The organism is Nocardia sp. FBN12 (genome assembly GCF_054031145.1).
The window spans coordinates 296,600-317,870 of record NZ_CM132926.1 but is presented as its reverse complement, the minus strand read 5'-3'; the positions used below and the strand labels follow the sequence as shown (position 1 = coordinate 317,870).

At 67.9% G+C, this 21,271-nt stretch carries 21 protein-coding genes; 12 read left to right on the top strand and 9 right to left on the bottom strand.

All coding sequences use genetic code 11. The annotated features are described in order from the left end of the window. The first annotated feature begins 13 nt into the window (after positions 1-13). Positions 14-1,228: a M48 family metallopeptidase gene (locus ACWZHB_RS01785; protein ID WP_427906201.1), complete on the top strand. Its 1,215-nt coding sequence runs from the start codon at positions 14-16 to the stop codon at positions 1,226-1,228. 45 nt (positions 1,229-1,273) lie between these two features. Here the strand turns inward: ACWZHB_RS01785 and ACWZHB_RS01780 are convergent, their stop codons facing one another. After that, positions 1,274-1,918, bottom strand: a complete 645-nt coding sequence (locus tag ACWZHB_RS01780) for a mycothiol-dependent nitroreductase Rv2466c family protein (protein ID WP_427906200.1) — start codon at positions 1,916-1,918, stop codon at positions 1,274-1,276. 151 nt (positions 1,919-2,069) lie between these two features. On the opposite strand from ACWZHB_RS01780, the gene ACWZHB_RS01775 reads away from it, so the two are divergent. The 5 genes from ACWZHB_RS01775 (at position 2,070) to ACWZHB_RS01755 (ending at position 5,976) form a co-directional block, all read left to right on the top strand. Beyond that, entirely contained in the window at positions 2,070-3,290 is a 1,221-nt protein-coding gene (locus ACWZHB_RS01775) for an NAD(P)/FAD-dependent oxidoreductase (RefSeq protein WP_427906199.1), read from the top strand. A 95-nt stretch (positions 3,291-3,385) separates the two neighbouring features. Further along, positions 3,386-3,784, top strand: coding sequence for a YciI family protein (locus tag ACWZHB_RS01770; protein WP_427906198.1), 399 nt, complete (start codon positions 3,386-3,388; stop codon positions 3,782-3,784). After that, a complete protein-coding gene (locus tag ACWZHB_RS01765; RefSeq protein WP_427906197.1) occupies positions 3,781-4,998 on the top strand; it encodes an RNA polymerase sigma factor in 1,218 nt (405 codons plus the stop codon). Before ACWZHB_RS01770 ends, ACWZHB_RS01765 begins: the two co-directional genes overlap by 4 nt. Before the next feature lie 52 nt (positions 4,999-5,050). Then, positions 5,051-5,524, top strand: a complete 474-nt coding sequence (locus tag ACWZHB_RS01760) for an NUDIX domain-containing protein (protein ID WP_427906196.1) — start codon at positions 5,051-5,053, stop codon at positions 5,522-5,524. 20 nt (positions 5,525-5,544) lie between these two features. Continuing rightward, positions 5,545-5,976 carry a nitroreductase family deazaflavin-dependent oxidoreductase gene (locus ACWZHB_RS01755; protein ID WP_427906195.1) on the top strand — a complete coding sequence of 144 codons (432 nt, stop codon included), beginning with the start codon at positions 5,545-5,547 and terminating at the stop codon, positions 5,974-5,976. A 49-nt stretch (positions 5,977-6,025) separates the two neighbouring features. Here ACWZHB_RS01755 and ACWZHB_RS01750 read toward each other — a convergent pair whose 3' ends face one another. Next, positions 6,026-6,973 carry an AraC family transcriptional regulator gene (locus ACWZHB_RS01750; protein WP_427906194.1) on the bottom strand — a complete coding sequence of 316 codons (948 nt, stop codon included), beginning with the start codon at positions 6,971-6,973 and terminating at the stop codon, positions 6,026-6,028. A 123-nt stretch (positions 6,974-7,096) separates the two neighbouring features. Between ACWZHB_RS01750 and ACWZHB_RS01745 the strand changes: the two genes are divergently transcribed. Beyond that, positions 7,097-7,828: an NAD(P)H oxidoreductase gene (locus ACWZHB_RS01745; protein WP_427906193.1), complete on the top strand. Its 732-nt coding sequence runs from the start codon at positions 7,097-7,099 to the stop codon at positions 7,826-7,828. Positions 7,829-8,017: 189 nt separating this feature from the next. Here the strand turns inward: ACWZHB_RS01745 and ACWZHB_RS01740 are convergent, their stop codons facing one another. Further along, a complete protein-coding gene (locus ACWZHB_RS01740) occupies positions 8,018-8,881 on the bottom strand; it encodes an NAD(P)-binding domain-containing protein (protein WP_427906192.1) in 864 nt (287 codons plus the stop codon). A gap of 81 nt (positions 8,882-8,962) precedes the next feature. Here ACWZHB_RS01740 and ACWZHB_RS01735 point away from each other — a divergent pair, with 81 nt between their 5' ends. Continuing rightward, on the top strand, positions 8,963-9,319 hold the full coding sequence (locus ACWZHB_RS01735; RefSeq protein ID WP_427906191.1) for a winged helix-turn-helix transcriptional regulator: 357 nt from the start codon (positions 8,963-8,965) through the stop codon (positions 9,317-9,319). A gap of 40 nt (positions 9,320-9,359) precedes the next feature. Here ACWZHB_RS01735 and ACWZHB_RS01730 read toward each other — a convergent pair whose 3' ends face one another. Next, entirely contained in the window at positions 9,360-10,190 is an 831-nt protein-coding gene (locus tag ACWZHB_RS01730; RefSeq protein ID WP_427909047.1) for a phosphoribosylaminoimidazolesuccinocarboxamide synthase, read from the bottom strand. Between the two features lie 252 nt (positions 10,191-10,442). On the opposite strand from ACWZHB_RS01730, the gene pepN reads away from it, so the two are divergent. From pepN to ACWZHB_RS01715, 3 genes are all read left to right on the top strand, one after another. Further along, positions 10,443-13,034, top strand: coding sequence for an aminopeptidase N (gene pepN / locus ACWZHB_RS01725; protein WP_427906190.1), 2,592 nt, complete (start codon positions 10,443-10,445; stop codon positions 13,032-13,034). 785 nt (positions 13,035-13,819) lie between these two features. Next, positions 13,820-14,425: a ClpP family protease gene (locus ACWZHB_RS01720; protein ID WP_427906189.1), complete on the top strand. Its 606-nt coding sequence runs from the start codon at positions 13,820-13,822 to the stop codon at positions 14,423-14,425. A gap of 155 nt (positions 14,426-14,580) precedes the next feature. Beyond that, positions 14,581-15,171: a ClpP family protease gene (locus ACWZHB_RS01715; RefSeq protein ID WP_427906188.1), complete on the top strand. Its 591-nt coding sequence runs from the start codon at positions 14,581-14,583 to the stop codon at positions 15,169-15,171. Positions 15,172-15,304: 133 nt separating this feature from the next. Here ACWZHB_RS01715 and ACWZHB_RS01710 read toward each other — a convergent pair whose 3' ends face one another. The 3 genes from ACWZHB_RS01710 to ACWZHB_RS01700 all read right to left on the bottom strand — a co-directional run bounded on the left by ACWZHB_RS01710 (position 15,305) and on the right by ACWZHB_RS01700 (position 18,765). Then, positions 15,305-16,138: an SDR family oxidoreductase gene (locus ACWZHB_RS01710; RefSeq protein WP_427906187.1), complete on the bottom strand. Its 834-nt coding sequence runs from the start codon at positions 16,136-16,138 to the stop codon at positions 15,305-15,307. Between the two features lie 76 nt (positions 16,139-16,214). After that, a complete protein-coding gene (locus ACWZHB_RS01705; protein WP_427906186.1) occupies positions 16,215-17,687 on the bottom strand; it encodes a flavin-containing monooxygenase in 1,473 nt (490 codons plus the stop codon). 85 nt (positions 17,688-17,772) lie between these two features. Continuing rightward, positions 17,773-18,765 carry a patatin-like phospholipase family protein gene (locus tag ACWZHB_RS01700; RefSeq protein WP_427906185.1) on the bottom strand — a complete coding sequence of 331 codons (993 nt, stop codon included), beginning with the start codon at positions 18,763-18,765 and terminating at the stop codon, positions 17,773-17,775. Positions 18,766-18,825: 60 nt separating this feature from the next. On the opposite strand from ACWZHB_RS01700, the gene ACWZHB_RS01695 reads away from it, so the two are divergent. Next, entirely contained in the window at positions 18,826-19,440 is a 615-nt protein-coding gene (locus ACWZHB_RS01695; protein ID WP_427906184.1) for a TetR/AcrR family transcriptional regulator, read from the top strand. 99 nt (positions 19,441-19,539) lie between these two features. On the opposite strand, the gene ACWZHB_RS01690 is transcribed toward ACWZHB_RS01695, so the two are convergent. Both ACWZHB_RS01690 and ACWZHB_RS01685 read right to left on the bottom strand, forming a co-directional pair. Continuing rightward, a complete protein-coding gene (locus tag ACWZHB_RS01690) occupies positions 19,540-19,941 on the bottom strand; it encodes a helix-turn-helix domain-containing protein (RefSeq protein ID WP_427906183.1) in 402 nt (133 codons plus the stop codon). A 71-nt stretch (positions 19,942-20,012) separates the two neighbouring features. Further along, positions 20,013-21,212 carry an alpha/beta hydrolase family protein gene (locus ACWZHB_RS01685; RefSeq protein ID WP_427906182.1) on the bottom strand — a complete coding sequence of 400 codons (1,200 nt, stop codon included), beginning with the start codon at positions 21,210-21,212 and terminating at the stop codon, positions 20,013-20,015. Positions 21,213-21,271: the final 59 nt, after the last annotated feature.

Here is a 21,271-nt window from a genome sequence, read left to right as displayed (position 1 = left end):
TTAGAGTCGTTTCATGCACCCGCACGAACCGCATTCCCCGCATTCGGCAGGTTCCCCGCCGGAGCACACCGACCCCCAGCCCGAGCACACGCCGTCGCTGAACAAAGACGCCGCGCCGCCGTCACCGTGGGCACAACCCGATCCACGGACCGGCGGTTTCCCCGCGCATGGCAGTGCACCGCAGCCGCCTTTCCCTGGCCCGACCGGCCAGTATCCGCCCGTCGCACCGGGTCAGTACGCTCCCGGCCACTACCCGCCCGGCGGTCCGCCCGCACCCCCGCTGCACCGCCCGCGCGGCCTGATGCCGTGGGACCGCCCCGCCCGGCATCCCTGGGAGATCCCGCTGCTGATCGTGGTCATCATGATCACCGCCGTCGCGTACCTGCTGGCGCTGCTGCTGATGACGGTCGAGTTGTTCGCCGATCCTGTCGTCGACGAGAACGGTGTGGAGCAAGCCGGTTCGATTGCCACCAGCCCGTATGTCCTGCTGCTGTTGTTCGCGCCGGTGCTGCTGTGGGCCGGTCGTGGCATGAACCTCGCGACCCAGCGCGTGAACGGGGTGAAGATGTCGCCCACCCAGTTCCCCGAGGGGTACCAGCTGGTGCAAGAGGCGGCGGCGCGATTCGGGATGCACAAGGCGCCGGACGCGTACGTGATCCTGGGCAACGGCCAGATCAACGCGTTCGCCGCCGGGCACGGGTTCCGCCGGTTCGTGGTGGTCTACAGCGACCTGTTCGAAATCGGCGGCGCCGCACGCGAACCCGACGGCCTCGCGTTCATCATCGGCCATGAGGTAGGCCATATCGCCGCGGGCCACGTGTCGTATTGGCGACAGCTCGGGATGTTCGTCGCGCCGTGGTTGCCGCTGCTCGGGTCGTCGCTGATCCGCGCCCAGGAGTACACCGCCGACAATCACGGCTTCTGTTTCCGTCCGCACGGCGCACCCACCGCGATGGCCACGCTGGCCGCGGGCAAGTACCTCAACACCGATGTCGGTGTCGACGAGATGGCCGATCGGGCCGCCTCCGACAGGGGCGGTTTCATCTGGCTGGTCAACGCGATGGCCAGCCACCCGGTGCTCACCTGGCGGATGTGGGCACTGCGCGATCGCAGCAAGCCGGGCCCGATGTTCTGGCGTCCGAGCGCCCCGCAACCCGGCATGATCGGGCCGCCGGGTGGTTATCCGCTGAATTCGGCGCCGCCGGCGTTGCCGCCGAAACCCGTCTGATCGGTGCGGGGGGGTGCCGACGCCGGCACCCCCCGCACTGCACGATCAGTCGAAGACCGGGTCCTCGGTGCGCGTGCGCTTGAGCTCGAAGAAGTGCGGGTACGAGGCCAGCGCGACCACGCCGTCCCACACCCGGCCCGCGTCCTCACCGCGCGGAATGCGCGAGAGCACCGGCCCGAAGAACGCGGAGCCGTTCACGTGGATGGTCGGCGTACCCACATCGGGGCCGACCTTGTCCATGCCCGCGTGATGGCTGGCCCGCAGCGCCTCGTCGTAGTCGGTGCTGGTGGCGGCCTTCGCGAGTTCGGCGGGCAGGTCCAGCTCCGCGAGCGAATCGGCGATCACCGCGTCGAAGGTTTCCTGTAGCGTCTCGCGCTCGTACTCGGACTTGCGGTCGTGGATCCGGGTGCCCATCGCGGTGTAGAGCGGGAGCAGGATCTCGTCGCCGTACTTCTGACCAGCGGCGATGACGACCCGCACCGGGCCCCAGGCGGCGGCCATCATGTCGACATAGACCTGCGGCAGGTCGTCTTTGCCCTCGTTGAGCACCGCCAGGCTCATCACGTGGAAGCGCGCCTCGATATCGCGCACCTTCTCGACTTCCAGGATCCACCGCGAGGTGATCCAGCACCACGGGCACAGCGGGTCGAACCAGAAATCGGCGACATCCTTGGTGGCCTGCTCGCTCACGATGGGTTCCTCTCGGGTCAGCTGCGGCGGGTGGGACCGCCGGTGTCGACTGGTGCAACCGCGGCGGCGCCGTAATCGTTCCCGTCGCCGAGAACGCGCACTAAGCTCGGGGTGCGAGGAGTCCGGGTCGTCCGCGAGAAGGGGTCCGTTCATGAGCTCGAATCAGCATTTCGTCGTCATCGGTGGGGGTCTGGGCGGGGCGAAGATCGCCGAAGCCCTGCGCGCCAACGACTTCGACGGCCACGTCACTGTGCTGGCCGCCGAAGAAGAGCTGCCCTACGAGCGCCCGCCACTGTCGAAACAGCATCTGGCGGGCACCCAGCAACTGCCCGATTTCACCGTGGACACGGCCTCCTGGTACCGCGATCACCACGTCGACCTGCGGCTCGGCACCACAGCGACCGCGTTCGATCCGATCGCCAAGACCGTGACGCTGCCCGACGGTTCCACGCTCGACTACGACAAGCTCGCCCTTGCCACCGGTTCGCGAGCCCGCACGCTCGACATTCCCGGCGCCGATGCGCCGAACGTCTACACCCTGCGCACCATCGGCGATTCGAACGCGCTGCTCGAGATACTGCGCACGGACCGGCAGCTGGTCATCATCGGGGCCGGGTGGATCGGCCTCGAAGTCGCCGCGCAGGCCCGCGCCAAGGGCGTCGAGGTTACGGTGATCGAGTCGGCCGACCTGCCACTGCTCGGCGCGCTCGGCCCCGAGATGGGCGAGTTCTACGCCGGTCTGCATCGCACGCACGGCGTCGACCTGCGCACCAACACCTCCGTCGACGCGATACTCACCGACGAGGGTGAGGCGACCGGCGTGCAGCTCGGCGACGGCACCGTAGTGCCCGCACAGGCGGTGCTGGTTGCGGTGGGCGCACAGCCCAATATCGAGACCGCGACCGCGGCTGGGCTGGCGGTCGACGGCGGCGTACTGGTGGACGCGGCGCTGTGCACCAGCAACCCCGATGTCGTCGCGGTGGGCGACATCGCCGAGCAGGACCATCCGCTGCTGCACCGGCCGATCCGCATCGAGCACTGGGCGACCGCGCTGAACCAGCCCGCCGTCGCCGCGCAGACGATGCTGGGCAAAACCGCTGTCTACGACCGGCTTCCGTACTTCTTCAGCGATCAGTACGACGTGGGGATGGAGTACTCCGGCTATGTCGGGCGCGGCGACGACGTGCGGGTGGTGGTGCGTGGCGAGCTCGACGAGCGCGAGTTCGTCGCGTTCTGGCTCGACGAGCAGAACAAGGTACGTGCGGGGATGAACGTCAACGTGTGGGATGTGACCGACCGGATCAAGGAGCTGATCGGCTCGGCGGAACCCGTAGATCCCGATCGGCTCACCGACACGAGCATCCCACTGTGACTCAGTTCACAGCGATGGTTGTGTCGAAGACCGCTCGCCGGCTCCGACCAACTGTCGAACGCGCCACAAGGGCGCATCGAGCAGGATGCCGAACCATGAAATTCATGCTGGTCAAGACCTATTCCGAGGCCGCGTACTGCGATATCGCGCTGCCGGAGTGGGCACCCGAGGACATCGCCGCCCACATCGACTTCCAGCGGGCACTGGGCGAACAGCTCGCCGCCGCGGGTGAACTCGTCGACGCCCAGGGCCTGGCCGCACCCGATCAGGCGATCATCGTCTGCTCCGATGGCCGGTCGGCACCGGTCGTGACAGACGGGCCTTTCCCGGAGACCAAGGAGTTCCTGGCCGGCTTCTGGGTGGTCGATGTCGATTCGGTCGAGCGCGCGGTCGAGATCGCCGCGCAAGCCTCCGCGGCGCCCGGCCCCGGCGGCAAGCCGATCGGTGAATACATCGAGGTGCGTCAGATCATGAGCGCACCCGACGTCGCGTGATCGAGGCACGCCCCCGCGTCGAGCACCTGCTGCGTGAACTTTCGCCGCAGGTCCTCGGCGTATTGGTCCGCCGCTTCGGCGATTTCGACCTCGCCGAGGATTCGGTGCAGGACGCGCTGCTCGCGGCCTCGACCCAGTGGAATCAGGAAGGGCTGCCGGACAATCCACGCGGCTGGCTGATCCAGGTGGCGCAGCGCCGGATGGCGGACGCGGTGCGCGCCGAGGTGGCGCGGCGACGCAGGGAGACCACGGTTTTCGTGCGGGACGTGCCCGTCGACGTGGTCGACCGCGATGACACCCTCGACCTGTACTTCCTGTGCTGCCATCCCGACTTGCCGCCTGCCGGGGCCGTCGCCCTGACGCTGCGGGCGGTCGGCGGCCTGAGTACCGCAGAGATCGCGGCCGCTTTCCTTGTCCCGGAATCGACGATGGGGCAACGTATTTCGCGGGCAAAGAAGCGACTGGCGGAATCGGAGCGGCCGTTCGCCGACGGCGCGCACGACAGCACCCGGGTGAGTGCGGTGCTGCAGGTGCTGTACGTGATCTTCACCGAGGGGCACACCAGCAGTTCGGGTGCGGGATTGCGGCGTGGGGATCTGTCGGCCGAGGCGATCCGGCTCACCCGCGCCCTGCGCGCGCTGGTCCCCGAGAACACCGAGGTCACCGGCCTGCTCGCGCTGATGCTGCTCACCGACGCACGCCGCGCCGCCCGCTGCGGACCACACGGCGAACTGATCCCCCTCACCGAACAGGACCGCTCGCGCTGGGACCGCCCGCAGATCACCGAGGGGCTGCGCCTGCTCACCGCGACCCTGCCCGCCGGGCTGACCGGGCTGTACCAGTTGCAGGCCGCCATCGCGGGCCTGCACGCCGAGGCCCGCCGCCCCGAGTACACCGACTGGTCGCGAATCCTGGTGCTCTACACCATGATCGAACGCCTTGCCCCGAACCCGATGGTCACCCTCAACCGTGCGGTGGCCACCGCGATGGTGCACGGTCCGGCCGCCGGGCTGGCGGTCGCGGACAGCGTCGCCGAACCGCTCTCGCGCTCACACCGGCTCGCGGCGGTCCGCGGGCACCTGCACGAAATGGCCGGTGAGCGGGCCGCCGCCGTGCGCGAGTACCAGCGCGCCGCGAGGCAGACCGCGAGCGTGCCGGAACGCGATTACCTCCTGCTGCGCGCCGCCGGACTGCGGGCGGGCGACGCGATCTGACGCGGCGCTACCGACCTCGACCGACGCCGTCTCCACTGGCAGACTCACTGCGATGACGGACGTATTCAGCGCGGGCGTGCTGGTGTATCGCCGGAGCGAGGCCGGGATCGAGGTGCTGCTCGGGCACATGGGCGGGCCGCTGTGGGCGAAGAAGGACGCGTCGGCCTGGTCGATTCCCAAGGGCGAGTACGAGCCCGAGGAGACCGCACGCGACGCGGCCGCGCGGGAGTTCACCGAGGAGCTCGGGCTGCCGGTGCCCGCGGGCGAGTGGCTCGACCTCGGCGAGGTGAGTTATCGCAGCGGGAGCAAGCGCAAGTTCCTCACCGTGTGGGCGGTCGAGGGCGATCTCGACCTTGCCGAGATAGTGCCGGGCACCTTCGAGATGGAGTGGCCGCCGCGGTCGGGGCGACTCGCGGAATTCCCCGAGATCGACCGCGCTGCCTGGTTCGATCCCGGCACCGCGGCGGACAAGCTCGGCAAAGGACAGCGCCCCTTCCTCACCCGGCTCACCGAACAGCTGCCATGAAATCGGAGTAGATTTCAACCATGCCCAGCGACTTGCAGCTGAAGATCATGAACACCGTCCACCGCACGCTGCTCACGGTGACCGGCGGGCGCATCGGCAACTCGATCTTCGGGATGCCGTCGCTGCAACTCACCACGATCGGCCGCAAAACCGGTGACCCACGCAAGGTCATGCTCACCACACCCGTCATCGACGGCGACACGATCGTCGTCGTCGCCTCCCGCGGTGGCGACCCCACCCATCCCGCTTGGTTTTTGAACCTGCGCGACAACCCGAACGTCGAGGTGTCGCTGCGCGAGGGTCCCGAGCGCCCGATGACGGCCCACGTCGCCACCGCCGAGGAACGCGCGACACTGTGGCCAAGGGTCACCGCGGCCTACAAGGGGTACGCGGACTACCAGACGAAAACCACCCGCGAGATCCCCTTGGTCCTCCTCACGCCGAGAAGCTGACTGCGCGCGCTCATCGCTTGGCGCGACTCCGTCGCAGCGAAGGTGTGCGCTACACCAGCGCTGCCCGGAACTCCGTGGGACTCGTCCCGCGGAGCCGCTTGAACGCCGCGCTGAAGCCGAAGGCATCGGAGTAGCCGACGGTTGTCGCCACCTGCGCGACGCTGCGGGCGGGGTCGGCGAGCAGTTCCTCGGCTTCGGCCATTCGCCACTCGGTGAGGTAGGCCAGTGGCGGTTCGCCCATCACCTCACTGAAGCGCCGGGCGAACAGGGCGCGCGAGACCGCCGCCTCGGTGGCCAGGCTCGCCACGGTCCAGCGGTGGAACGGCCGGTCGTGGATGGCGGTGAGCGCGGGGCCGACGATCGGGTCGGCCATCCCGCGGTACCAGGCGGGCGCGCAGTGTTGCTGTTCGGCGAGCCAGGAGCGCAGCGTGCAGACCAGCGCCCAGTCCAGCAGCCGGTCCATCAGCGCCTGCGAGCCCGCGCTGAAGCGCACCGCGTCGGCGGCGGATCGTTCCAGCCACAAACACATCTCAGGGTCTTCGTGGACCACCATCACCTGCGGCAGCGCCCGCAACAGCCGCTCGTGGCGTCGCCCCGAGGCGCGATAGGCGCCTACCAGCAGCGAAGTCTCCTCCGGTGCGCCCTCTTTCGCGGGCGCGTCGATCAATTCGGGTACCGCACAGTCGAAATCGGCGGGACCGAAGCCGTCCGGCACGAAACAGGACAGCTCGTAGCGCGCGTGCGGACTGTCCAGCGCGGCGGGAGTATCGACCAGATGGAACGGTTCACCTGCCTGCACGAGCGCGGTGTCACCGGCGATCAGACTCGTGCGTGAGCCATCCGCGAGCACCAGCGTGCCGCCACCACGCAGCACCGTCACCATGATCAGCGGAGCACGGTCGGCGAAGCGAATCGTCCACGGTGGGCGCAGCACAGCATGGGCGACGACCGATCCTTCGGCACGAATGCCGCTCAGCAACGAACTCAACGGGTCCACAGCACCAGCGTAGACGAATTCCTATCGACCCGAGATGATCAGCCATAGATCGTCCACGCATTTCGCGGTTGACTCGATACACCGGGCCGAACAGCCCGCACCACGATCGAACAGGAGCTCACCGTGACCCAGTCCGCCGCCACCACGACTGCCACCGCCGAACTGACCACCACCGGATCGAGCACCGCCGACTCCGCACCGACCGCGCTCGTCGTGCTCGGCCACCATCGCGCCGACTCGCTGTCGGCCCATATCGCGGGCCGGGCCGTCGACCGGCTCACCGCCGCCGGCTACGCCATCGATTTCCTCGATCTGCACGCCGAGAATTTCGACCCGAGGATGACCGTGGCCGACCAGCCCGAGTGGGGCAACCGCGACAAGGTCTACTCCCCCACCGCCGAGGCGCACATGCGGCGCGTGCTGGCCGCCGACGTCATCGTCGTGGTGTTCCCGGTCTATTGGCAGAGCGTGCCCGCGATGCTCAAGGGCTGGATCGATGCTGTCTGGAACTACGGTTTCGCCTACGGCCGCAGCAAGCCACGCCTGGCGGGCAAGCGCATCCTGTGGCTCGGATTGGCCGGTGCCACAGCCGGTGACGCGATTGTCCCCGGCATGCAGCAGCTGCTGGAGGCCCAGCTCAACGTGGGTCTGGCCGAATACGCCGGTATCGCGATTTCCCGGGTCGGGCTGCTCCCCGACGCCGAGGAGCAGCCCCAAAGTATCGATGCCGAGGGCAATCTCGTGATCGGCGAGGCGATCAGCGGCGACGCGCGGACCACCCACTACGCCGCCTTCGAGGCAAAAGCCGAAGCCTTCGTCGACGACTTGCTCGCCCTCGACCTGGTCAATGCTTGATATACGAGATCCCTACTCCGACAACGCCATCGACGCGTACACGCGCTGACCACCCGGCGTGATCGGCGCGCACCGGACGATCGGCCCGACTGCGCAGTGACCCTCCCTGGTCACTGCGGGGTCGGGCCTGCGGCCTGATCGCCTCGTTCGGTTCCAGGATGACCCGGGACGTAGCCCGGTTGAATACGGTCACAGACCGGCGAGACCGTCGCGCAGGACTCCGTAGAGCTCGGTGGGGTTGCCGGATTCTGCGGCGGACTTGTCGATCAGGTCGATGGCGGCGGCGGTGAACTCGTCGCTCTGCGGCTGCACGTAGTCCGCCGGATTGTCGATGCCCGCCGCAAACCCTTCCAGCAAGGTCGCCATCGTCTGCAGGAACGGCCCCATCAACTCGGCCAGGCGCGCGGCCGAGCCACCCGTGGAGCGGACCATCGCGCCGCCCTGACGGAACGCGGCGAACATGGCGTACATGCCGCCGAGGATCGAGACGTCGTACATGGCGGCGGCACCGAGATCCTCGCCGACGAATTCGGCGCGACCGAACAATTCCAGCACCGCGCGGAATCGCTCGAATCCGGCGACGGCACCGCTGTAGAGCACGAAAGCCGCAGGTCCACCGATCATTTCGGGCACCGCCATGATGCCGCCGTCGATCAGCTCGACCGCCTCGGCCTCGGCCCAGCGACCCAGCGAGCGCGCCTGCTCCGGCGAGGTGGTGGTCAGATTGACCACCACCTTCCCGCGCACCTGCGCCGCGGCGGGCTCGAGGTGTTCGCGCACCGCGGCGTCGTCGAGCACGCACAGGATCACCAGGTCCCCCGCCGCCATCGCCTCGGCGGCATTCGCCGCGACCTTCGCGCCGTGAGCCACCAATGCCTCGGCCCGCGCCGGGGTGCGGTTCCATACCGTCACCTCATGGCCGCCCGCCAGCAGAGCCTTCGCCAGCGCGGCACCCATCGCGCCGAGTCCGATCACCGAAACATGCTGTGCTGCAGTCTGGTTGGCCATTGTTCTCCTTGTTCCGAAGTTCTTCGCTGCCGCTCGGCAACGCACTCCTAGAATCTAGGGTTACACTACAATCGACAAGTACCGACTATGAAGTGCAATACCCACCAAAAGGTAAGTAAGGCGACCATGAAGCTGCGAGAACGTCCCTATTCCTGCGGTATCGATGCCGCGCTCGACGTTGTCGGCGGGAAGTGGAAGGCGCTGATCCTGTGGGCCCTTTCCACCGGCACCCAACGCTTCGGCGACCTGAAACGGCTGATCCCCGGCGTGACCGAGAAGATGTTGATCCAGCAGCTACGCGAGCTCGAACACGACGGCATCATCGGCCGCGAGGTCTACGCGCAGGTGCCCCCGAAGGTCGAGTACTCGCTCACCGAACGGGGGGTGTCACTCAACGCGGCGCTGGTCACCCTCGGCGCCTGGGGCAACGAGAACTTGGAACATATCTGCGCGGTCAAGGGTGTGGACGCACCCGTGCACTGACGCGATACTCCAACGGCCCATCGACCGGCGCCGCCGCGGATCAAGCCTGATTCCACCGCCGGCCGGTGATGCGTTCGTAGGCCTCTTCGTACTTGCGACGCGTCCCCTCGACGACGTCGGCGGGGATCTCGGGGCCCGGATATTCCTTGTTCCAGCCGGTCGAGGTCGACCAGTCGCGCACGAACTGCTTGTCGAAGGAGCGCTGGGCCCGGCCCGGCTCCCACTCGTCGGCCGGCCAGAAGCGGGAGGAATCCGAGGTCAGCACCTCGTCACCGAGGGTGAGAACATCACCGTCCCAACCGAATTCGACCTTGGTGTCGGCCACGATCACGCCCGCCTTCGCCGCGTGCTCGGCTCCGCGCGAGTAGATCTCGAGGGTGAGATCACGCAGCTTCTCGGCCACCTCGCGACCCTCTTGATTCACCACATCGGCGAAGCTGATCGCCTCGTCATGGCCTTCGGAAGCCTTGGTCGACGGGGTGAAGATCGGCTCGGGCAATTTGTCGCCGTCACGCAGCCCGGCAGGCAACGCGATCCCCGACACGGTCCCCGACCGCTGGTACTCCTTCAGCCCCGACCCGGTCAGATATCCCCGCGCGATGCACTCGACCGACAGCATCTTCAACGGCTTCACCCGAATCCCACGCCCGGCGAACTCGGCGGGCACGTCGGTCGCCGAGACCACGTGATTCGGAATCCCGGTGAAGTACTCGAACCACCAGTTCGACAGCTGCGTCAACAACGCGCCCTTGTCCGGAATCGGCGTCGGCAGCACCACGTCATAGACCGAAACCCGGTCCGACGCGACGAGCAGCAGGGTATCGCCGTCCTCGTAGAGGTCACGAACTTTCCCGGCGTGCACATGCTTCAACGTCGAGCCTCCGAATCCTGGGTCCACATACTGAGTATGTACGAACTCTACAGACGGCCCCGAGCACCGAATCACGCCTGGTCACCGCGACGCGGAGCCGGTCACTTCCCTCGTGATGCTCGCCACGGCCGCAGTGTGGTCGCACCACCGTCGTAGCGGCCTGGGCGAGAAACTCGTGAGCGGGGGCCGACGGCAAGTGGCATTGTGGACGCCGAACTACCGTGCCGTGTTCGTCGACGACGAAGGAGATCAATGTCCGCCCCGAATCTCACCCGCGACCAGGCGGTCGAACGCGCGGCCGTGGTGGCCGTGCAGAACTACCGGATCGAACTCGACCTCACCGATCAGCCGCGCGGTGCCGGGTCCGAGGTGTCGGACACGTTCGGGTCGAAGACCACTGTCACCTTCACCGCCACTCCCGGCGCGAGCACGTTCATCGACCTGGTGGCGCCGCGGGTGCGCTCGGCGGTGCTCAACGGGGTCGCGCTCGAGGTGACCTCGTATGACGAGTCCGCCGGGATCGCCTTGCCGGAGCTGGCCGAGAACAACGAGCTGGTAGTCGAGGCCGAGTGCGAGTACTCGCACACCGGTGAGGGTCTGCACCGGTTCGTCGATCCGACCGACGACAAGGTGTACCTGTACTCGCAGTTCGAGACCGCCGATGCCAAGCGGATGTTCGCCTGCTTCGATCAGCCCGACCTCAAGGCCACCTTCGACATCGTCGCCACCGCGCCCGCGGACTGGGTGGTCATCTCCAACGGTGCCGATATCGAGCAGCACACAATCGGCGCGGTCGTGCGCCACACCTTCGCCACCACCCCGCGGATGAGCACCTACCTGGTCGCCATGATCGCGGGCCCGTACGCGAAGTGGTCCGACACCTTCACCGACGCGAGCGGCGAAATTCCACTTGGTCTGTACTGCCGGTCCTCGCTGGCCGAGTACATGGACGCCGAACGGCTGTTCACCGAGACCAAGCAGGGTTTCGAGTTCTACCACAACAACTTCGGCGTGCCCTATGCCTTCGGCAAGTACGACCAGCTGTTCGTGCCGGAGTTCAACGCGGGCGCGATGGAGAACGCCGGCGCTGTCACCTTCCTCGAGGACTACGTGTTCCGGTCCAAGGTGACCCGCGCGTCGTACGAGCGTCGCGCCGAGACCGTGCTGCACGAGATGGCGCACATGTGGTTCGGCGACCTGGTCACCATGAAGTGGTGGGACGACCTGTGGTTGAACGAGTCGTTCGCGACCTTCGCCTCGGTGCTGTGCCAGGCCGAGGCCACCGAATACACCAGCGCCTGGACCACTTTCGCGAATGTGGAGAAGTCCTGGGCCTACCGCCAGGACCAGCTGCCCTCGACCCACCCGATCGCCGCCGACATCCCCGACCTGCACGCGGTGGAGGTCAATTTCGACGGCATCACCTACGCCAAGGGCGCTTCGGTCCTCAAGCAGCTCGTGGCCTACGTGGGGCTACAGCCGTTCCTGGCCGGTCTGCGTGCCTACTTCGCCGAACATGCCTACGGCAACGCCACTTTCGACGATCTGCTCGCCGCGCTGGAGCAGGCGTCGGGGCGTGACCTGTCGGACTGGGGCGCGCAGTGGCTCAAGACCACCGGCCTCAATATCCTGCGCCCCGATTTCGCCGTCGCGGCCGACGGCACGTTCTCGAGCTTCGCGGTCGTGCAGGAAGGCGCCGCGCCGGGCGCGGGCGAGTACCGGGTGCACCGGATCGCGGTCGGTGTCTACGACGATGTCGACGGAAAGCTGGTGCGCACCAACCGCGTCGAACTCGACCTCGACGCCGCCGGGCGCACCGAGGTGCCCGAGCTGGTCGGCGTGCCGCGCGGTGCGCTGGTGCTGGTCAACGACGACGACCTCACCTACTGCTCGCTGCGTCTGGACCCCGATTCCCTCGACGTGGTCGTGCAGCGCGTCGGTGACATCGCCGACTCGCTGCCGCGCACGCTGGCCTGGTCGGCGGCCTGGGAGATGACCCGCCAGTCCGAGATGAAGGCGCGCGATTTCGTCGCTCTCGTGCAGCGCGGGATCGGCGCCGAATCCGAGATCGGAGTGGTGCAGCGGCTACTCATGCAGGCCAGCACCGCCATCGGGAGCTACGCCGATCCGGAGTGGGCCGACCAGGTCGGCTGGCCGGAATTCGCCGACCGGCTACTCGAACTGGCTCGCGGTGCCGAGGCGGGTTCGGACTACCAGCTGGCCTTCGTCAACGCGCTGACCGGGGCAAAGCTGGAATCACGCCACCTCGACGCACTGGCGCGGCTGCTCGACGACGATCCGAGCGCGGCAGGTCTGGCCGGACTCACCATCGACACCGATCTGCGCTGGCGCGTCGTCACCGCACTGGCGGCGGCAGGCCGGATCGACGCCGGCGGTGTCGATTCCCCGACCATCGACGCCGAACTCCAGAACGACCCGACCGCGGCAGGCAAGCGCCAGGCAGCCACGGCAGCCACCGCGCGCCCGATCGCCGAGGTCAAGGCGCAGGCTTGGCACACCGTGATGGCCGACGACTCCGTCCCCAACATCACCGCCCGCGCCATCGTCGGCGGCTTCGCCCCCGCCGGCCAGGGCGCGTTGCTCGCCCCATACGTGGACAAGTACTTCGCCGACATCTCCGCCGTATGGGAACGCCGCTCGAGCGAAGTCGCCCAAACCGTCGTGATCGGCCTGTACCCCCACTGGGCGATCACCGAGGAAGCCGTCGCCAAGGCCGACGAATTCCTGTCCGGCAACCACCCGCCCGCCCTGTACCGCCTGGTCTCCGAAGGCCGTGCCGGCATCGAACGCTCCCTGCGCGCAAGGGAATTCGACGCCAAGTAGAAACGCACCAGGGAGGGCGGCGGACACAATGCCGCCGCCCTCCCCGCGTACCAGCCACACCACCCCCAACACCAACTCACCCCGGTCCGCAGCCCACCGACTCCCAGCTACACCGGCCGCCCCAAAGACCGCACCCCTACCGCACTTCCAACCACACCGGCCACCCCAAAGACCGCACCCCTACCGCACTTCCAACCACACCGGCCACCCCAAAGACCGCAGCCCTACCGCACTTCCAACCACACCGGCCACCCCAAACCCGCAGGCCTACCGCACTTTCAGCCGCAGCGGTTACCCCAAACCCGCAGGCCTACCGCATTCCAGACCACACCGTGCACATGGCCTGTCCCCGTCTTCCACACCCCACAAAACCCACCCACCGCACTCCCGACCCCTAGGGAGGGACGGCCACGAAGTGGCCGGTCGCGGCCGGGTCGCCGGTTAGGCGCCGGTGCGTAGGCGACGAAGGAGCAAGCACCGGTGCCTAACCGGCGGCCCCTAGGGGCCGCGACTCGAGCGCGCCAGCGCTCCAATAAACACAGCCAGCGCCTCTAGGACTACTCAAACCCCGGAGCTCTGCCATACCAACACGTCCTGGGTCTACTCAAACCCGCGCCCCTGCCACACACACACACGTCCCGGGCCTATCCAACCCGCCGGAGCCCAGCCAGACAGCCCCCTGCGACCACCCGAACCCCAGCCCCCGCAGAACACGCTGCTGAGAGCAGATCCGCCCACAGCAGCATTACCAGCGAACCACCATGCAAACGAGGCACCGTGGACCCATGGCACACGACGAGAAAACCCCGATGTTCAGCTGGCGGGCCCGCGAGCAACTGTTCGGCCGCCGCATCCTCGTCCTCGACGGCCCCCTCGACGACGACAACGGCACCCTGCTGATCACCCAACTACTCACCCTCGGCGCCCAGAGCCCCGAGGCCGGGATCTCACTGTGGATCCACTCCCCCGGCGGTTCCGTCCCGTCGATGCTGGCGATCCGCGACGTGATGCGGCTCGTGCCGTGCGAGGTGTCCACCCTGGCGCTCGGATTAGCTTGCAGCGCAGGGCAATTCCTGCTCTCCTCCGGCGCACCGGGTAAGCGGTACGCCCTGCCGCACGCCCGCGTCCTCATGCACCAGGGGTCGGCGGGAATCGGTGGCAGCGCAGTGGAGGTGGAAGTGCAGGCCGACGACCTGCGCTACACCGTCGACACCGTGCTCGGCCTCATCGCGGAGGACACCGGCCAGCCGTTCGACCGTGTGTACGAGGACTCGCTGCACGACCGCTGGTTCACCGCACCCCAGGCACTCGAGTACGGGTTCATCGACCACATCGTCGAATCGTTCGACCAGGTCGTCCCGAACCGTCACCGCATCGGGATCACCGCATGATCTGCTTCCCGCGCCGACAGCGGCCACTGATCGCGCACGCACATGGGTAGCTCACCGGGTGCGAGCGCACACGACCAACAGCACGACCGCCTGCCGCCGACACGATCCACGAGGCAGACGAATCAGGCAGAAATACTCGGAGAGGGCCGGATCTCATGACGTACACGATTCCGAACGTGGTGTCCCAGCATCGCGGCGGTGGTGAGCGAATCACCGACATCTACTCGCACCTGCTCAGCGAACGCATCGTCTACCTGGGCACTCCCATCGACTCCGGCGTCGCCAACGCCCTCATCGCCCAGCTCCTGCACCTGGAATCCGACAGCCCCGGCCAGGCGATCAGCCTCTACATCAACTGCGAAGGCGGCGACTTGTCCGCCATGCTCGCCGTCTACGACACCATGCGATTCATCAAGGCGCCGGTGCACACCACCTGTGTCGGACAGGCGATCGCGGTCGGTGCCGTTCTCCTCGCGGGTGGCGCGGCCGGTCATCGGGCGATGCTCCCGCATACCCGAATCGTGTTGCACCAGCCCGCGACTCGCGGCCAGGGCACGATTCCCGACCTGATCCTGCAGGCCGACGAGATTGTCCGCATGCGTGCGGCGATCGAGGCGATCCTGTCCAAGCACACTGGTCAGACCCCGGAAACCCTGCGCCGCGATACCGACCGCGACCGGGTGTTCACCGCCGACACCGCACTCGAGTACGGACTGGTCGACCAGGTACTGCACGAGCGGGACTGATCGGGAGCCGAGACTACGCTGGGAGTTCACAACACCGCTCGAGCGGTGGACATTCGACCGAGATCCGGATTGTATACGCCCAGCGTGGGATCCCGGCTCGAGCCCCTGTACCCGAGCCGGGTTGACCTGATACCTACTGCTTTTCGATGCGGTCCAGGTAGACGCGGCGGACCTTGTCGTCGACCCCGTTGATCGCGGCATCGTCGTTGGCAGCTTTGCGGATGGCCCGCAACACCGGCTCCGGCACCAGGCCCGACGCGTTCGCCATCAGCCCGACATACCCGGGCACCGCCGTCTCGGCTGCCCGAGTCCTGACCGAGCGGACAACCGCGGCGGCGATGTCCTCGGGATCGACGGCGGGCAGGATGCCGTAGTCGATGCCGGAGCTGAGTTCGGTGCGCACCGCCGACGGCAGCACCGCACTCACGCTGACACCGGTGCCATCCATTTCCAGCCGGGTGGCGGCGGTCAGGCCGACCACCGCGTACTTGCTGGCGTTGTACACGGCGAGGCCCTTGAGCGGGAACTTGCCCGCCAGCGAGGCGACGTTCACGACATGGCCGTAGCCGCGCGCGACCATGCCGGGCAGTGCCAGCCGCATGCCGTGGATGACGCCGTAGACGTTGACGTCCATCGTGAGCTGGTCGATGCGGTCGGACTGCGCCAGGAACGGGCCGTTCGGCATCACGCCGGCATTGTTCACCAGCACGTCGAGCGGGCCGTGCCATTGGGCGACCGCATCGAGAAACTGTGCGTAGGAAGCCTTGTCGGTGACGTCGAGCGCGTGGCCCATCGCGTGGTCACCGATCTCGGTGGCGGCCTGTACCGCCAGCGCTTCATCGAGGTCACCGAGCGCGACATAGGCGCCCGCCTCGACGAACGCATTGGCGGTGGCCAGCCCGATGCCGCGGGCGGCACCGGTGATCGCGATCGTCGCGCCTGCGAGATCGATCCGTGGGTAGCTCATCGTGTGGCCTCTCGTCTGGTGGTCGGTCTGCGGGTCGCGCACCCGATGGTGATCGACGTGCGCGCGGTGGAAGCGCTCACGCGGGCACTGTCACGTCGGTGATGGTGAAGTCGGCGGGGTCGAACGCGCTGACGCGGGTGGTGAGTTCGCCGGTGGACCAGGGCCAGCTGAAACTGTTGCGGCCGTTGGCGTCCATGTAGTAGCTCTGGCAACCGCCCGCGTTGTAAACGGTGCCCGCGAGCGCGGCCTGCACCTGGTCGACGTAGCGCGCCTGCACCTCGGGCCGCACGTCCAGCCCCGCCCAGCCTTCGCGCCGGGCGCTCTCGATTGCCGAGACGAGGAAGGCGACCTGGGCTTCCAGGATGGCGAACGCCGAGGAGTGGCCGGTGCCGAGGCTGGGGCCGAGCACGGTGAACGCGTTGGGGAAACCGGTGGTGACGGTGCCGAGATAGGCCTCGGGCGAGCCCTTCCAGTGCTCGGCCAGGGTGCGGCCGTCGGCGCCGCGGACGATGTCGGCCAGCGGGGTGTCGAGGATGTGGAAGCCGGTACCGAGGATGACGGCGTCGACCTCGACGGTGGTGCCGTCGGCACCGACCACGGTGTTGCCTCGGAATTCGGCGACGCCGGTGGCGTGCACGTCGACGTTGTCGCGGGTCAGCGACTGGAGGTAGCTGTTGGAGAACAGGATTCGCTTACAGCCGAGCAGATAGTCCGGCGTCAGCTTCGCCCGCAGTGCCGGATCACGCACCACGGCACGCAGATACGCCGACCCCACGGCCTGCACGGTCTGCATCAGCGGCCGTGGATGCCGGAACGCGACCCCGAGAGCCTCCATCAACGCGTACTCGGTCGATCGCAAGGCCTTGTGCGCGAACGGGAATCGCCGCATCACCTTCTTCTCGAAGCCGGGTACGCGGTGATCGAGCTTGGGCAGCACCCATTGCGCGGTGCGCTGGAACAGGTGCAGTTCGGCGACCTCGGGCACGATCGCGGGCACGAATTGCACCGCGGACGCACCAGACCCCACCACCGCGACCCGCTTGCCACGCAGGTCGTAGTCGTGTTTCCAGCGCGCGGAATGGAAGACCTCGCCGGGGAATTCGGCCAGCCCCGGGATCTCGGGCAGGTTCGGTTCGTTCCACGGACCCGCGGCCGACACGACGAAGCGGGCGCTCAGCGGGCCCTCGCTGGTCTCCAGCCGCCACAGTTGCGCGGCCTCGTCGAACCGCGAACCGACCACCTCCACCCCGAAGCGGGTGTGCTCGACCAGCCCGTGCTCGCGCGCCACCCGATCGACGTAGGCGAGGATCTCGGGCTGGGTCGCGAACAGCCGCGACCACTCAATGTTGGGCGCGAAGGAGAACGAGTACAGGCCGGAGGGCACATCGCACGCGCAGCCGGGATAGGTGTTGGCTCGCCAAGTGCCACCGAAGGTTTCGGCCTTCTCGACGATCACCACATCCTCGACACCGGCCTCGATCAACTTGATCGCCGCGCAGATGCCGGAGACACCCGCTCCGATCACAACGACCTCGTGCTGGCGGCTCATGCGACTTCTCCTTCGAACGAAACAAATGGTGCGCCGATCCCGGCGCCGGTGCTGACGGAATCCGCGACCCAGCCGGTCGGGCGGATCATGCGGGTCGGCCCGCGAGGGTGGAAGCGCGCAGCGCATCGGCGACCCGGGCCGGGACACCGCGACGGGCCGCGGCGAGGGTGGCGGGACGGCGGGCCGAATCCATGAAGTTCGCGCCCATGGCGGCGTGCTCCTCGGGGCCGGGTTCGACCCGGATCACGCGGGTGCCCGCGGCGCGCAGCAGGGCCACTTCGCGGTCGAGGCCGCGGGTCATCTGCGCGCGGAGCAGGCGTTCGACGCGGTTCAGGCCGGTGGCCGGTGCGCCGCCCTCGGACGTCATCGGGGCGATGACCACCACCTCGTCGAGTTCCAGTGGCAGCAGCAGATCGGCCGACACCGACGACACCGTACCGCCGTCCACATAGTCCTTCCCGCCGATCCGCGCAGGCGGGAACCAACCGGGGATGGCCCAGGACGCGGCGATCGCGTCACCCAGGTCGACCGGCGCCGAACCAGTCGGATCTCCGGCCGTCGCGATGCCGCTGCCCCTTCGGTTCGCGCCGAAGGCGACTCGCGTGCCTGTTGCCGTGTCGGCGCCCACCACCCAGGTCGCGGGATGGCTCACCCAGCCGCTCGGGTCGGCGAGCGCCTGGCCGAACGATCGCAACCAGTCGGCGTCACCGCGGCCACACGGAAGGAGTCCGGCCAGCGCGGAGTAGGGCGAACGAGCGCGCAGACCGGCACCGACCAGGCCGAGGCCGGGGAATCCGAGCCTCGGAAGCGGGGGGAATTTGCCGGGGTCGACGGCAATGTGGGCGGCCAGGATCGGGTCGGCGCCGGGGGCTTTGCCGAGGGCGGCGAGCAGGTCAGCGGGGGTGCGGCCGGAGCCGAGGGCCGCGACGAGTTCCGCGCCCGCGGAGGTGCCGATCAGGACATCGGCGGTGCGGGTGTCCCAGTTCATCGCGCGTTCGACGGCGTCGAGGGCTACCGCGGTCCAGGCGAAGCCGAGCAGGCCACCGCAGCCGATCGCTAAGCCACGTCGTGTTGTCATATTTCGAATACTAACGGTATTTGAATTCCAGCGGTAGCCCATCTTGCTAAACTCCTGCACATGGCCAGGATGACGCGCAAGGAGTCGCACGCTCTCACGCGTGAACGACTGGTCGAGACTGCCAAGCGGCTGTTCATGGCCGACGGCTACAACGTGACCCCGCTGGAGAAGGTGGCCACCGAGGCCGGGTTCTCCAAGGGCGCGGTGTACTCCAACTTCGCGACCAAGCACGAATTGGGCCTCGCCGTGCTCGATGTCGTGCACGTGGAGCGCGCGCAGTCGCTCGTGGACGCGATGCTGCCGCACGACACGATGGCGGCGCGGATCGAAGGTTTCGCGCGATGGGCCGACGAGAACATCGGTGATGTCGGCTGGACCGCGCTGGAGGTCGAGTTCGCGACGAGCACCCGGCACATGCCCAAGATCCGCACCGAGCTCGCCGATCGCCGACGCACCCTGACGACGATGCTCGCCACGGTGATCCAGACACAGGCCGATCAGCTCGGCCTCGAACTCCCGATTGCCGCCGAAGATGCCGCGCTGCAACTACTCTCGCTCGGCATCGGCCTCGGGGTGCAACGCGCGATCGACCCCGAACTCCCCGTCAGCGCGATCGTCGATCTACTCCGCAGCCAGATCGCCGCCGCGCGAACAAGCGCGTCAGTGGACGGTTGATCGCCAGGACATCTCGCAAGCGTCGTCCGAGCGGAAAAGCACATGACCGGTTGATCTCGATGGACAGCGACAGGCGATGCCGCTGCGAACAGGTGCAAATCAGGCGGCGAGCAGGACGGCGTTCGGAGCCAGCGACATCGGGCCCGCGTGGGAGGGGGCGATCTGGCGTTGCCCGCCCAGAACCACCGCACGCGCCGGCACAAGTGCGTACCTACGCATCGATTCGGCCACCTGGGCGACCAGTTCGCCCAGCGACGTACCGAGGGCACCGGCCAGCGCGGCGATCATCTCGCTGGACGGCTCTTTGCGCCCGCGCTCGACTTCCGAGAGGTATTGCGGCGAGATACCCGCGCGACCAGCGGTGTCGACGAGTGTGGAGCACTGCTCCAAACGCAGGGCCCGCAGGCGTTCGCCCAGTGCCTCACGCCAGAGTGGTTCCGGCCGCGACCGCTGTTCGCCGCGTCCGCCTGGAATCACCCGCAACCCGTTGTGCTCGCCCATACTCCGAGCGTAGGGATACCGGCACCGAAACACCCGGCTCTTCTGCTCTCGGCGTAACCGAGGTACAAACCTCACCGATTGATGCCGAAGCAGGTGTCGGCCCAGCCGAGGGCGTCGGCGAAGGAGGCGGAGACGATTTCGCTGTGGTCGACGTCGTCGTATTTGCGGTAGTCGACCGACTCGCCGCGTGCCTGCTGTTCGGCGACCATCGCATCGGTCGCGTTCAGCGGGACGGTGAGGTCGGAACGGCCCTGGAGAACAAGGACCGGAACGGTGAATCGGAGGCCGCTCGGGTCGTTGTCGTCGAGGACTCGCAGCAGCCCCGAGACGTCGCCGTCGGAGGTGAAGACGTCCTTCGCCGACAGACCGCCCCACTTGCTCTTGTCGCGCAGTCCGCCGGTGCATTCGGAGTCGGCGACCGGCAGCAGGGACTGCGCACGGCCGGTGAGGAATCGGGCGGGGTCCACATCGGTCACTGTCTGGGCGCCGCGAACCAACAGCGGTAGGTACACCGACACATCGCCGGTACCGAGTTTGCCCAGCGGATTCGACGCCGCCCACTTCGCCATGCGCACCTGTTCGCCCAGGTGCGAGGCGGGTGCCAGCGCGATGGCCCCGAGCAACGGCGAATTCGGCGTCCAGCCCTTGGCGTCGACGGCGGCGAACAGGGCCGCGTGACCACCTTGGGAATGCCCCATCGCCACCCAGCGTGATCCGACCGACTTGTCGATTTCCCTTGCCGCCGTGGCGATATCGGCCATCGCCCGCTGTTCGGTCTCACCGATCATGTACCCGTGACCGCCCGGCGTCCCCAAGCCCTGGTAGTCGGTTCTGGCGACCGCGTACCCCTTGGCCACCCAGCGAGCCTGTTCGTCTCGGCTCGGCGAGGAACCTTCGGAGCGCGAGGCCGCGCAGACATCGGCGACCCCGGTGCTACCCGGCCCCCAGGAAATGAGCGGCCAACCACCCGCGGGCGCAACACCTTCGGGCACCGCGAGCGTTCCTGACACCGCGACGGGCTTCTCCTGCGCATCCAGCGACCGGTACAGCGTCAGGTAGTTGCGGGCGCCGGGCACGACCTGCGCCCCGGTGAGTGGCTGCGAGCGGATCACCGAACCACGCTGCCCCGGAATCGATTCCGCGCTGGGGTTGTAGAACGCGGAAAGAGGTGCGGCGGCGGCGAATTCGACCGGCTGACTGTCCTGCGCGCAGGACGACGCCGTCAGCGCCAGGCACGCCGCCGCGAGCACCCGAGTGATACGTGCGTGCAAGTTTCCCCCCGATATGCCGACGGCCGACGATGTGGCCGATAGACCGCCGACCAGGTTAC